Source organism: Streptomyces spiroverticillatus (assembly GCA_014650415.1).
GTDB lineage: Bacteria > Actinomycetota > Actinomycetes > Streptomycetales > Streptomycetaceae > Streptomyces > Streptomyces spiroverticillatus.
Window position 1 is genome coordinate 1 of record BMUX01000024.1, and the last position, 13,840, is coordinate 13,840.

The 13,840-nt window shown below is 75.0% G+C and carries 4 protein-coding genes and 1 pseudogene; all 5 read right to left on the bottom strand.

The window, feature by feature from the left end; all coding sequences use genetic code 11:
* Positions 1–3,779, bottom strand: a 3,779-nt coding sequence (locus IE269_RS37885) for a non-ribosomal peptide synthetase (RefSeq protein WP_189827868.1), incomplete at its 3' end; no start/stop codon positions are given.
* A 129-nt stretch (positions 3,780–3,908) separates the two neighbouring features.
* A complete protein-coding gene (gene gntD / locus IE269_RS37890; protein ID WP_189827869.1) occupies positions 3,909–4,940 on the bottom strand; it encodes a guanitoxin biosynthesis L-enduracididine beta-hydroxylase GntD in 1,032 nt (343 codons plus the stop codon).
* 78 nt (positions 4,941–5,018) lie between these two features.
* Positions 5,019–6,134 carry a capreomycidine synthase gene (gene vioD / locus IE269_RS37895; RefSeq protein ID WP_189827870.1) on the bottom strand — a complete coding sequence of 372 codons (1,116 nt, stop codon included), beginning with the start codon at positions 6,132–6,134 and terminating at the stop codon, positions 5,019–5,021.
* 250 nt (positions 6,135–6,384) lie between these two features.
* The gene (locus tag IE269_RS37900) at positions 6,385–12,435 is read right to left on the bottom strand and encodes a non-ribosomal peptide synthetase (protein WP_189827871.1); all 6,051 of its coding nucleotides are present in this window, start codon (positions 12,433–12,435) and stop codon (positions 6,385–6,387) included.
* Positions 12,366–13,799, bottom strand: a pseudogene (locus IE269_RS43485) (condensation domain-containing protein); the annotation flags it as partial. The gene IE269_RS37900 and the pseudogene IE269_RS43485, both read right to left, overlap by 70 nt.
* Positions 13,800–13,840 lie beyond the last annotated feature (41 nt).

Consider the following 13,840-nt stretch of genomic DNA (forward strand, 5'->3'; position numbering starts at 1 on the left):
TCATAAGCGGCGGTGAGGTCCTCGGTCAGGGGACGCATGGACCAGCCGTCGCCCGCGATGTGGTGCAGGACCAGCACCAGCAGATGATCGGCCGGAGAAAGCGTGAACAGGGCCGCCCGCAAAGGGAGTTCGACCGCCAGGTCGAAGGGCAGGGCCGACAACTCCCCGATCCGCGCGTGCGCGGTGCTCTCGTCGCACTCGGCACGGTCCAGCGGCACCAGCCCCGCACCCGCGGGCAACACCCTCTGGCACGGCTCACCACCAGCCTCCGGAAACACCGTCCGCAAGCTCTCGTGCCGCGCCACGACGTCATCCAGCGCCCTCTGGAGCACATCGGCGTCCACCGCCTCCCCCAACCGCAGCACCACGGGCATGGTGTACGCACTGGCCGCGCCCTCCATACCGCTCAGGAACCACAGCCGGCGCTGGGCGAAGGAGAGCGGCAGGACCTCCGGGCGGTCGCCCGCGACCAGGAGCGGCAGCGCGGCGGCCACGGTGCCGTCCGTGGCCGCGCGCTCCAGCCGCTCCGCGAGCGCGGCCACGGACGGGGCCTCGAAGACGTCACGGACGCCGACGTCCGCGCCGAGCTCGGCGGCGACCGCACCGGCCAGGCGCATCGCGAGCAGCGAGTGGCCGCCGAGGTCGAAGAAGCTCTCGTCGATGCCGGGCTCGCGCCCGGTCTCCAGCACCTCGGCGAAGATCCGGCACAGGGCGGCCTCGCGGGCGTCGCGCGGCGCCCGTCCGGCGTCGCCCTCCTGGTGCGGCGGGACGGGCAGGGCGCGCCGGTCGAGCTTGCCGTGGGGGGTGAGCGGAAGGGCGTCGAGCGGTACGAGCGCGGAGGGGACCATGTACGCGGGCAGGGTCTTCGCCAGCTCGGCGCGCAGCGCTCCGGGGTCGGGGTCCGCTCCGGGGCGCGGGACGACGTAGCCGACGATCCGCCGGTCCCCCGGGCGGTCCTCGCGGACCACGACCGTGGCCGCGGCCACGGGTGCGAGGGCGGTCAGGGCCGCTTCCACCTCGCCGAGTTCGACGCGGAAGCCGCGGACCTTGACCTGGTCGTCGAGGCGGCCGAGGAACTCGACCGCACCGTCGGGCAGTCGGCGGGTCAGGTCGCCGGTGCGGTACATGCGGGAGCCGGGGGCGCCGGACGGGTCGGGCACGTAGCGCTCGGCGGTCAGGCCGGGGCGGCCGAGGTAACCGCGGGTGACCTGGGCGCCGCCGATGCAGAGTTCGCCCAGCACACCGACCGGCACCTGCTCGCCGTGGGCGTCGCAAACGTACGCGCGGACGTTGCCGAGGGGGCGTCCGACCGGCACGGTCGTGGCGGTGAGCGCGGCGGCGCGGGGGCGGTGGGTGGTGACGCCGACGGTGGTCTCGGTGGGCCCGTAGTGGTTGAAGACGGTGCACTCGGCACGGCTCAGCAGGTCGCGTACGAAGGTGCTGGCGGACGCCTCGCCGCCCAGGATCAGGGCCTTGCGGGGCAGTACGCGGTGCACGGCGCCGGGCCCTTCCAGGGCGGCGAGGTGCGAGGGGCTGATCTTGAGGTAGTCGACGGGGTGCTCGGCGAAGCGGGCGGCGAGGAGCCGTCCGTCCGATGCGGTGCCGGCGTCGACCATGTGCAGGGTGCCGCCGCCGAGGAGCGCGGGCGCGAGGACCGTGACGCAGGAGTCGAAGGTGAAGGGCTGCACCATGGCGTACGAGCCCGCTTCGAGGCCGAGTTCGGCGGTCACGGCGGCGTGGTAGTTGAGGACGTGGCGGTGTTCGACCACGACACCCTTGGGGCGGCCGGTGGAGCCGGAGGTGAACAGGACGTAGGCCGCCTGACCGGGGTGCACCGGCACGTCGGGGGAGGTGACGGGGTGCGTGCCGAGGTCGAGTTCCTCCAGCACGACGGCTCGTACGCCCGACGGCATGCGGCCGGTGTGGGCGGCGTGCGTGAGGACGACGGGGGCGGCGGTGTCGGCGAGTATCGCCGCCGTCCGCTCCTGCGGCTGGGCCGGGTCGACGGGCACGTAGCAGCCGCCCGCCTTGAGGACGGCGAGGAGGGCGGTCACCGTGCGGGCGCCGCGTTCCAGGCAGATGCCGACGGGGGTCTCGCGCGTCACGCCGACGGTACGCAGGTGGTGGGCCAACTGGTTGGCGAGGCGGTCGAGTTCGGCGTAGGTGTGGGTGCCGTCGGCACCGGTGACGGCGACGGCGTGGGGGGTGCGGGCGGCCTGTTCGGCGAACCGGCCGTGGAAGGTGCCGGGGGCCACGCCGAGGGCGGTGCTGTTCCAGGTGTCGAGCTGTGCGCGCTCACCGGCGCTCAGGAGGGGCAGCCGGGCGGCGGGGCGGTGCGGGTCGGCGCAGACCTCGTACAGGAGGGTGGAGTAGTGGGTGAGCAGACGTTCGGCGGAGCGCTCGTCGTAGCGGTCGGTGCGGTGGACGAGGGTGAGCGTGAGGGTGTCTCCGGTCTCCGACACGGTGAAGGTCAGGTCGCGCTTGGCGTCGGCGGGGCCTTCGGCGGTGTCGAGCGGGCGCAGGTCCAGCGCGCCGGGCCGGGGGGCGTCGGCGACGGGGGCGCCCTGGTCGAGGACGAGCATGGTGCGGGCGAGGCCCTCGGGCGAACCGGCCCGCAGTGCGGCGGCCAGCTGCTCGAAGGGGACTTCGCTGTGCTGGAAGTCGCGGCGGGTGGCCTCGGTGGTCCGGTCGAGGAGTTCGGCGAAGGTGGGTGCGCCGGTGAGGTCGCCGCGCAGCAGCAGGGTGTTGACGAAGCAGCCGATGAGGGCTTCCAGTTCGCTGCGGTCGCGTCCGCCGACGGGGGTGGCGACCACCGGGTGGGGACCGGAGCCGTAGCGGTGCAGGAGCACGTGGAGTGCCGTGAGGGCGACCGTGAAGAGGGTGCTGCGGTGACCGGCGGCCAGCGTGCGCAGTCCGGTCGCGACCTCGGCGGGCAGCTCCAGGCTGTGCGTGGCGGCGGCCGGGGCGCCCGGCGCGCGGCCGGTGGTGGTGGCGGGCGGCGGGACGTCGATCAGTCCGGCCAGCCGCTCCTGCCAGTAGCCCAGGCTGTCGCGGTGCGCGGCGGACGCGAGACGGTCGCGCTGCCAGGCGGCGAAGTCGCCGTACTGGACGGGCAGGGGCGCCGGCGCCGTGTCGTCCGGCAGGTGGTAGGCCGTCGCGGCCTCGGCGAGCAGGACGTTCACCGACCAGGCGTCCGCCACGATGTGATGGAGCGTCAGCGCCAGTACGTGGTCGTTGTCGCCCGTGCGCAGCAGCGCGGCCCGCAGCAGCGGTCCGGCCGCCAGGTCGAAGGGGGTGCGGGCCTCCTCCGCCAGCCGGTCGCGCACCCGGGCCCGGGCCTCACTCTCGGCAAGCCCCCGCAGGTCGGTCACCGGCAGCTCGAACTCGCCCTTCCGCGAGATCAGTTGGACCGGCGCCCCGTCGGCTCCGGCGGCGAAGGAGGTACGGAGCACCTCGTGCCGTTCGATCACCCCGCGGAAGGCGCGGGCCAGCCGCTCGGGGTCGAGCGGGCCCGAACAGGCCACCGCCATCGGCACGTTGTACGCCGACGACTCCGGGGCGAGCTGCTGCGCCAGCCAGATCTGCTCCTGGGTGCAGGACAGCGGCACCGGCGCGCCCTCGGGGCGGCGCGGCACCCCGGCGGGCGCGGCGGGACGCCCGGCCGCCCGTTCCCGCAGCCGGGCCTCCAGCCGGGCCCGCTGGTCGGGCGACAGCGCGGCGATGCGGCGGGCGGCCTCGGCGGCGGCGGCCTCGGCGACGGGGGTCTGGGTGGTGCTCACGGTGCTCTCCTCGGAGAAGGTTCGGACGGGCCCGCAGGCCCGGGTGAGGCCGTGGGTGGAGGTCGGGAACGGGATGCCGGTGGCGGCACGGGGCGGGGCTGCGGGCCCCGGTCGGGCGCGCGGGTGGGATCAGAACAGGACGCGGGAGGCGGCGGTGGCCCTGGTGTCCCGGGACTTGCGCAGGTCACGGACGACGTTGACGCGCTTGAGCCAGCGGTCGGTGCCGTCGAAGCGGGCCGCGAAGGAGCTGCGGCCGTGCACGGCGCGGTAGTTGTCGACGAAGACGATCTCGCCGGGGGCCAGGGCGGCCCCGCCGAGGCGCCGGTCGATCTCGTCGGACAGCCGCCCGAGCGCTTCGCGGGCCTCGTGGTCCAGCCGGTCGAGGTCCATGAAGTACGGGTCGAGGCAGAGGTACGGGTCGGCCGCCGACCCGAACAGCACCGGCACGGGGGCGGCGTCGTCGCGCATCCGCTTCAGCCGCTCGTACGCGGCGTCCAGCAGGCGGGTGCCGCCGTCCAGGGGGCGGCCGGGACCCGCGTCGAGCATCTGGAGGTGCGAGTTGTCGGGCCGCATGTAGAAGCGCGGCTCGGCCAGCACCTTGCGGTCCGCCTCGCTGATGTCGAGGTCCTGGACACCGAGGAAGGTGGTGGGCACCCGGTCCGGGTTGCGCAGGCAGAGCAGGCCGACGTAGTCACCCCGGTAGGGGTGGAAGGCGTCCTCGACGTGCCAGAAGATGGTCTGGTTGCTACCGGTGCCGATCTGCTCGTCCTCGTGGCCCTTGACCGGCAGGACGTCGTGCACCAGGTAGCCGTCCTGCTGGGTGGCCCAGCCGACCGGCTCGCCGAGCAGCGCCCCGCACAGCAGCAAGAAGATCTCCTCGCGCAGTGCCGGTGAGACGCCGGTGCGCTCCCGCCAGTGCGCCGGGGTGGCTCCGACGCGCTCCTGGTCCACGCGGTAGCCGGAGACGACGCAGGCTCCGGCCGGTTCGTGCAGCCGGAAGTCGGTGAGGAAGCGGCGCAGGGCGAGCGGCAGCCGGTGCGACTGGAGGGTCAGTTCGTGCTGGAGGGCCTGGTCCTCCACGCTGTCGTGGCGGGCGGCGAGTTCGTCGAGGAGGTCGGCGACGGCGTCGGCGTCGGCGGGGTCAAGGGTGAGGGTGTGCATGGGGTGGATCACCTCGGTGGTCGGGACTGCGGGTGGGGTGGAGGCGGACGGGGCCGGGACGGGTGGGGTGCGGGCGGGTCAGCGGGGGCCGGGGTCGGGCAGGAGGGCGGCGAGCCGGTCGAGTCCCGCGGTCAGCTCCTCGGACGCGCCGCCGAAGCCGAGCCGGATGTGCCGCGGGGCGCCGAAGCAGTGGCCGGGCACGACCAGGACTCCGTGTTCGCGGTCGAGCCGGTCGGCGAACCCGGTCACGTCCGGGACGGTGATCAGCTCCGGGAAGGCGGTGACGCCGCCCGCGGGCAGGTCGGCACGGACCCGGTCGGCGTGCGCGGTCAGCCAGTCGGCCAGTACGGCCCGATTGGCGGTGGCCTGGGCGAGCCGGGGGGCCAGCAGGGCGTCGGCGTGCCGGACGGCGTGGGTGGCGACGGCCTCGACGAGCGGGGAGAGGGCGAGGCTGGTGTAGTCGCGGCGGCGCACGCAGCCCGCCAGCACCTCGGGGGCGGCCAGCGCCCAGCCGACGCGGAGACCGGGCAGGCCGTAGGCCTTGGAGAGGGTGCCGAAGGAGATGGCCCTCGGGTAGCGGTGGGTCGGTTCGGGGAGCGGCTCGCGGTCGTACACCAGGTGCTGGAAGGCGTTGTCCCAGGCGAGCCAGGTGCCGTGCTGGGCGCAGGCGTCGATGATCGCGGTCTGCTGGTCCTCGGTGACGGTGGCGCCGGTGGGGTTGTGCGGGAAGTTGACGACGGCCATGGCGGTGTGCGGGCCGATGAGGGAGAGGAGTTCGTCGTGGTTGGTGACGACGCCGTGCTCGGTGCGCATGGTCCAGGGGACGATCCGGCAGCCGAGGGAGGCGGCGACCTCGACGAGGGCGTGGTAGGCGGGGGCCTGGACGACGACCTCGTCGCCGGGCTTCAGCAGGGCGTGCATGACGAGGTACACGGCTTCGCTGGAGCCCTGGGTGGCGATGACCGAGTCGGGGTCGGTGCGGTGGCGGTCGGCGAGTGCGGCGCGCAGCGGCTCGCCGCCGAGGGAGTGGCTGTCGCGGAAGACGATGTCGCCGAGGGAGGCGGCGGTGGTGTGGGCGAGGGAGAGGACTTCGTCGACGGTGTAGTTCTCGACGCCGCTGCTGCTGATGTCGTAGGTGGTGGTGAAGTAGCGCTCGCGGAGCCAGTCTTCGAGGAGGGCGGGGGCGATGGGCATGAGGGTCCTTTCGGGGTACGGGGTGGGGGGTGGGCCGGGCCGGTGCCGGCGGTGTCCGGGGCCGGGGAGGGCCTGCGGCGGGGGCCGCAGCCCGAGGAGGCGTGGGCGGCTCCGCCGCCAGGGAGGGGATGGTGCCCGGAGTGCGTCCGTCCAGGGGGCGGGGCTGTGTCCGTGGGCGGCTCCGCCGCGTGGGCGCGACCAGCCACCCACCCGTACGGAACAGAGACCACCGCCCCACCCGCGCGCAGAGCTACGAGGTGGGGACGTCCGCCTCCGCCTCCAGCTCCGCCAGCAGGCTGAGGAGGTCGTCCGGGTCGGCCTCCTCCGCCTGCAACTGCACGACCCGCAGGGCGAGTTCCGCCACCGTGGGCGCCTCGTAGAACACCCTCAGCGGAATCTCGGCGCGGCACACCTCCCGCACCCGCGCGGCGAAGCGGGCCGCGAGGAGCGAGTGCAGGCCGAGGTCGAAGAGGTTGTCGTGGACTCCGACGGTGTCCAGGCCGAGCAGCTCCCCGGCCAGGGCCGCGATCTCGGACTCCATGGGGGTACGGGGAGCCACCTGCGCGGTACCCGTCAGCTCGGCCCGGCCCGGCCTCGGCAGCGCGCCCCGGTCCAGCTTGCCGTTGCCGTTGAGCGGCAGCGCGGGCAGCAGCACTATCGAGGACGGCACCAGGTACGCGGGCAGCCGCTCGCGCAGCGCGGCGCGCAGCTCGAAGGCGTCGGGCTCGGCGCCGGGGGCGGCCACCGCGTAGCCGACCAGCCGCTTCTCCCCCGGCTCGTCCTCGCGGACGACGACGACGGCCGCCGCCACCCCGGGCAGTCCCGCGAGCTGCGCCTCGGCCTCGCCGGGTTCGATCCGGTGGCCGCGGATCTTCACCTGCTGGTCCGCGCGGCCGATGAACTCCACCGTCCCGTCGGCCCGGTGACGGGCCAGGTCGCCGGTGCGGTACAGGCGTGCGCCGGGTGCACCGAAGGGGTCCGGTACGAAGCGTTCGGCGGTCAGGCCGGGGCGGCCGAGGTACCCCCGGGCCAGCCCCGCGCCGCCCAGGTGGAGTTCGCCCGGGGAACCGATCGGCACGGGTGCTCCGGCGGGATCGAGGAGGTAGACGGTGGTGTTGGCGAGGGGACGGCCGATCGGCAGGCCGTCGCCGGTCACCGGTTGCGCGCCGACACGCAGGGTGGTGGAGGTGCAGGTCACCTCGGTCAGCCCGTACACGTGCACCAGGTCGACCCCCAGCCGCTGCCACGCGGCCAGCCGGTCGCGGCGCACCCGCTCGCCGCCCATCGCGACGAACCGCAGGGACGCCGGAAGCGCGGCGCCGGTGCGCTCCAGTTCGGCGGCCCAGTCGTGCCAGTAGGCGGTGGTGAGTTCGAGTCCGGTGATGCGGTGTTCGGCAAGGTAGGCGGTCAGGTCGACGCCCTCCGCGAGCAGCCGCGCGCCGGGCAGGACGACCGTGGCTCCGGCGGCCAGCGCCGGGAACAGTTCCTCCAGCAGTACGTCGAAGCCGGTGGAGGCCACTTGCAGGAAGCGGTCGCCGGGGGCGAGGCGGAACTGCTCGGCCATGGTGAGGGTGAAGTTGACCAGGCCCCGGTGGGTGAACATCGACCCCTTGGGGGTGCCGGTGGTGCCGGAGGTGAAGAAGACGCAGGCCAGTGCGTCGGGTTCCGTGGCGGCAGGACGAATGCCGGGGGCGGCCGGGGTGTCGGCCGGGTCCTCGACCAGGGCGACCGGAACCCCGTCCAGGAGCGTGCCGCAGGGGCTGCCGTCGGTGAGGACGAGCGGTGCGCCGGACAGTTCCAGGAGCAGCCGCAGCCGCTCCTCGGGCAGAGCGGGGTCGAGCGTGGCGAACGCGGCGCCCGCCTTCAGCACACCGAGCAGGGCGGTCACCAGATGGGGCGTGGGTGCCGCGTGCACCGCGACGACGCTGCCCGCGGCGACGCCGCGTTCCCGCAGGCGGGCGGCGCACCGCTCGGCGCCGGCCTCCAGCGCGGCGTAGCTCGTGGTGCGGCCCTCGCACTCCAGCGCCGGGGCGTCGGGGGTGCGGGACGCGGCGGCGGCGACCAGGTCGTGCAGGCCGCCGGACGGTACGGGGCGGTCGGTGGCGTTCCAGTCGGTGAGCACGGTACGGCGCTCGGCGGCGTCCAGCAGCGGCAGCCGGGACAGGGCGGTGTCCGGCGCCTCGGCGGCGGCGGCCAGCAGCACGCCGAAGCGGTGCGCGAGGCGGGCCGCGCTCGGCGCGTCGAAGAGGTCGGTGGCGTACTCGACGGTGAAGGAGAGGCCGCCGTCCCGCTCGGCGGCGGTGAACATGAGGTCCATCAGGCAGGACCCGGTCTGCGCGTCCACCGGTTCGACTTGGAGCTCCTGGAACCCGGCCCGCGGCGGGCGGGCGCTCTGGAGCGTCAGCATGGTCTGGAACACCGGGTGCGCGGCGGGGTTCCGTTCGGCTCCGACGGCGTCGAGGACCTGCTCGAAGGAGACGTCCTGGGCGTCGAAGTCGGCGAGGACGCGGTCCCGGGTGCGGGTCAGGAACTCGGCGAAGGCGGGGTCGCCGGAGAGGTCGCCGCGCAGGGCGAGACTGTTGACGAAGCAGCCGACCAGGCCGTCCAGTTCGGGCCGGGCGCGGCCCGCGACGGGGGTGCCGACGACGACGTCCCGGGCTCCGGAGAGCCGCCCGAGCAGGGTCTGGTATCCGGCGAGCAGCACCATGAAGAGAGTGGCGCCGTGCCGGGCGCCCAAGGCGCGCAGGCGGTCGGTCAGCTCGGCGGACAGGGTGAACTCATGGACTGCTCCGGCCAGGCTCGGGGTGGCGGGGCGGGGCCGGTCGGCGGGCAGGTCGAGCACCGGGAGGGGCCCGGCCAGTCGCTCGCGCCAGTGGCCGAGCTGCTCCTCCCAGCGGCCTTCGGCGGCCCGCTCCGCCTGCCACACGGCGTAGTCCGCGTACTGGACGGGCAGCGGGGGCAGGTCGTGGCCATCGTAGAGGGCGGCGAGGTCGTCGATGAGGACGCCCATCGACCAGCCGTCGAGTGCGATGTGGTGGATGACCAGGACCAGGAGGTGTTCGGCGGGTCCGGTGCGCAGCAGCAGGGCGCGCAGCGGCGCTTCGGAGGCCAGGTCGAAGGGGCGGGTGACGAACTCCTCGGTCAGCGCCTCCGGGCTTTCCCCCTCAGCAAGTTGACGGATCGTCAGTGCGACGTCGCCGACCGGCAGAACGCTCTGGGCCGGGGTGCCGTCCGTCTCCGGCACCACGGTGCGCAGCACCTCGTGCCGGGCGGTCAGGGCGCGCAGTGCGGCGGCCAGGGCGGCCGGGTCCAGGTCGCCGGTGATCCGTACCGCCGTGGGGACGTGGTAGGCCGGGTTGCCGGGGGCGAAGCGGTCGAAGAGCCACATCCGCTGCTGGGCGAAGGACAGGGGAAGGGCCCGGGTACGGTCCGCGGGGGCGACCGGCGGCAGCGGGGCGGCGGCCGGCGCGTCGGCGGCGCGCAGCCGCCCGACCAGTGCCGCCTGCGCGGCGACCGTGGTGGCGGCGAACACCTCGCGCAGCCGCACCTCGACGCCGAACTCCGTACGCAGGGCGCTGACCAGCCGGTTGGCGAGCAGTGAGTGCCCGCCGACGGCGAAGAAGTCGTCGAGCGCGCCGATCTCGGGCCGCTCCAGGAGGCGTCGCCAGATCGCGGCGACGGCCTCTTCGTCCGGGGTGCGGGGCGCGACGAGGTCCGCCGCGGAGTCCGCCGGGGCCGGTGCGGGGAGTGCGGACCGGTCGACCTTGCCGTTCGGGGAGAGCGGGAGGGCGGCCAGCTCCGTCCACAGCGCGGGCACGAGGTGGCCGGGGAGCCGTGCGCGCAGCCAGTCGGCGAGCTCGCTTCCGGTGACGGGGGCCGTCGCCGGGTCGGCCGGCACCCAGTAAGCCGCCAACTGGCGGTCGCCCGGGGCGGTTTCCCGCGCCACCACGACCGCGTCGGACACCGCGGGGTGGCCGAGCAGGACCGCCGACACCTCTCCCGGTTCGACGCGGAAGCCCCGGATCTTGACCTGGTTGTCGGCCCTGCCGAGCAGTTCGAGTGCGCCGTCGGGGCGGCGGCGGGCCAGGTCGCCGGTGCGGTAGAGGCGCTCGCCGGGGGTGCGGCCGTGCGGGTGCGGCACGAAGCGTGCGGCGGTCAGGCCGGGGCGGCCCAGGTAGCCGCGGGCCAGCCCCTCGCCCGCCACGCACAGTTCGCCGGGCACCCCGGCCGGTACCGGGCGCAGCAACCCGTCGAGGACCAGGAGGCGTTGGTTGAGGAGGGGGCGGCCGTACGGCACCGGCCCCTGACCGGCGTCCACGGCCACCACGTGCTCGTTGTTGCAGAAGGCGGCCTCGGCCACGCCCGCCGAGTTGACGACGCGGCAGCCGGGGGCGGCGGTGCGCAGCCGGTGCGGCAATGCCGGCGGCAGGACGTCGCCGCCGATCATGGCGGTGCGCAGGCTTTCCAGGGCCAGGCCGTGTTCGTCGGCGGCGGTCAGCATGGCCTCGGTCCCGGCCGGGCCCATCGACCACACGGTGACCCGGTGACGGGCGACGAGTTCGGCCCAGTGGCGCGGGTCGCGGGCCGCGTCCTGCGCGGGGTGGACCACGGCGGCGCCCGCGACCAGCGGGGCCAGGCAGTCGTGGACGGCCGGGTCGAAGCTCGGCGAGTGCAGGGCGATCATGCGGTCGCCGGGGCCGAAGCCGTGCGAACGGGCCAGTCCGGCGAAGGTGTTGACGATGGCGCGGTGGGACACGGCGACGCCCTTGGGGCGGCCGGTGGAGCCGGAGGTGTAGACGAGGTAGGCGAGATTGGCCTCGCCCGCCCCCGTCGCGGCTGCCTCTGCTCCGCGCCCGTACTCGGGTCCGTCCTCGGGGACGTCCTCCAGGAGCAGGACCTCGGTGCCGGGCGGGAGCGCGCCCGCCGTGGACCGGTGGGCCAGGACCACGGCCGGGGCCGCGTCGGCCAGCATGTACGCCAGCCGGTCGGCGGGGTAGGACGGGTCGAGGCCGAGGAACGCGCCGCCCGCGCGCAGCGTGCCCAGCATGGCGGCGCTGAGCCCGGACCCTCGTTCCAGGCAGAGCGCCACGGGGACGTCGGGGCCGACGCCCGCCGCACGCAGCCGGTGCGCGATGCGCGCGGCCCAGGCGTCCAGGGCGCGGTAGGAGAGGGTGCCGGACGCGTCGGTCGTGGCGGGGGCGTCGGGGGTGCGGGCGGCCTGCCGGGCGAAGAGTTCGTCGACGCGGGATCCGGCGGGGAACGGTCCGTCGGTGTCGTTCCAGCCGTCCAGTTCCTGTGCCAGCTCGGCGTCGGTCAGCAGGGGCAGCGCGGACAGGCGGGTTCCGGGTGCGCGGACGGCGGCGCCGAGCAGGGTGGTCCAGTGGCCGAGCAGCCGGGCCACGGTCGGCGCGTCGAACAGGTCGAGGGCGAACTCGGCGAACCCGGTGAAGCAGCCGTCCTCCTCGGCCAGTTGAAGGTCGAGGTCCAGGTGGGCGCTGTCGCGGGCCACGGACACCGGCTCGACGGCGAGGCCGGCCAGCGCGGGGGTGGTGGCGGGCGCGTTCTGCAGGACGAAACCGGTCTGGGCGAGGGGGTTGCGGGACAGGTCGCGGCGCGGGGCCAGTTCCTCGACGAGCCGGTCGAAGGGGAGTTCCTGATGGTCGAAGGCGTCCAGGGCCGTTTCCCTCACCCGCTCGACCAGTTCGGCGAAGGTGGGGTCACCGGCCAGGGAGGTCCGCAGCAGGACCGTGTTGACCAGCGAGCCGACGAGGAGTTCGGTGCCGGGTGCGCGGGTCGCTGGCCCGGTCGCCACCACGACGTCGTCGGTGCCCGCGTGCCGCCCCAGCACGGCCTGGAAGGCGGCGAGGAGCACCATGAACGGGGTCGCCCCCACCGACTTGCCGAGGTCGCGGACCGCCTGCGAGGCGGCGGAGTCCAGGTGGACCGGCACGCTCGCCCCGCGGAAGCTCCGTACGGCGGGCCGCGGCCGGTCGCCGGGGAGTTCCAGGGCCTGCGGTGCTCCGTCGAGCCGGCGCTTCCAGTAGGCGAGCAGCCGGTCGCCGAGGCCGCCGTTTCGGCGTACGTCAGCTGCTCCGCGCCGCAGTTCACGGCCACCGCGCCGGGCCGCAGCCGCACCTGGTCGGCGAAGGCCGCCGGGAGGCTGCGGGCGCCGGGGACCGGCGCGGTCCTGGCCGCCGCGCCCGCCGCGAGTGCGGCGGTGCGTGCGGCGTCGGCCATCAGCGGCAGCGCGTCGAGCCGGGTGTCGGGGTCGGCGACGGCGGCGGCGAGCAGGTGCAGCCACTGGTCGACGAAGCGGCGTACGGTGTGCTCCTCGTACAGCTCGGTGCTGTAGTCGGCCAGACCGGTCAGGCCCTCGGGGGTCTCGGTGACCTGGAGGTGCAGGTCGAACTTGGCGGTGCCGGTGTCGACGGCGGCCACGTCCATCCGCACCCCGGGCAGCTCGATGCGGGTCTCCGGGGTGTTCTGGAGGACCAGCAGCAGGTTGGCGAAGGGGGTGCGTCCGCCCGCGTCCCGGTCGGGGCGCACCTCCTCGACGATCCGCTCGAAGGGCACGTCCTGGTGGGCGTACGCGGCGAGCGCCGACTCCCGTACCCGGCCGAGGAGTTCGCGGAAGGTGGGGTTGCCGGAGAGGTCGGTGCGCAGTGGCAGCATGTTGACGAAGAACCCGATCAGGCCCTCGGTCTGCGGATGGTTGCGGCCCGCGACCGGTGAGCCGACCACCAGGTCCTCCTGGCCGCTCCAGCGGTGGGCGACGGCCGTGAATCCGGCCAGCAGCGCCATGTGCAGGGTGGCGTCGCCTTCGCGGGCGAGCGCGGTGAGCCGGGTGGCGAGGTCGCCGTCGAGGCGCCACGGGAAGCAGGCTCCGGCGAAGCTCTGGCGGGCGGTGCGCGGGCGGTCGGTGGGCAGGTCGACGGTGCTGGGCGCACCCGCCAGCCGCTCCCGCCAGTGCGCGAGCTGGGCGTCGAGCGCCTCGCCCGACACCCGCTCGTGCTGCCAGAGTGCGAAGTCGGCGTATTGGAGGTCCAGTTCGGGGAGGTCCGCGGCGTCGCCGCGGTAGTGGTGGGCCAGTTCGCGCACCAGGACGTCCAGGGACCAGCCGTCGGCGACGATGTGGTGGATGGCGAGCACCAGGACGTGCTCCTCGTCGGCGAGCCTGACCAGGCTGCCGCGCAGCAGCGGTCCCGTGACGAGGTCGAAGGGACGGCGGCTCTCGCGCTCGGTCAGCTCGGCGAGGGCGTCCCGGCGGGCGTCTTCGGGCAGGGCGGACAGGTCGGTGAGCGGGAGTGCGACCTCGGACCGGGCGTGCACGACCTGTTCGGGGCTGCCGTCCTCGACGCGGAAGGTGGTGCGCAGCGCCTCGTGCCGGTCCACCACCCGGCCGAGCGCGCCTTCGAGCGCGGCGGTGTCGAGCCGTCCGGTGAAGCGGACGGTGCAGGCGATGGTGTAGAGCGGGCTGGGACCGTTGAACTGCTCGACGAACCACAGGCGTTGCTGCGCGAAGGAGAGCGGCGGCCGGGTCCCCTCGGGGCGGCGCGCGATCAGGTCCGGGCCGCCCGGACGGGCGAGTCCCTGCTGCTGGAGGAGTTGGGCGAGCAGGCGGCGCTTGTCGGAGGAGAGCGCGGAGCGCTGGGGTGACTGGCTCATGGGGCGGTCCCGGGTGGGTTGGGGTGGCGGCGGGAAGGGCG

Excerpts from the sequence above, each read along its gene's own strand:
- vioD (WP_189827870.1), bottom strand. The coding sequence starts at position 6,134 with ATGCCCATCGCCCCCGCCCTCCTCGAAGACTGGCTCCGCGAGCGCTAC.
- gntD (WP_189827869.1), bottom strand. The coding sequence starts at position 4,940 with ATGCACACCCTCACCCTTGACCCCGCCGACGCCGACGCCGTCGCCGAC.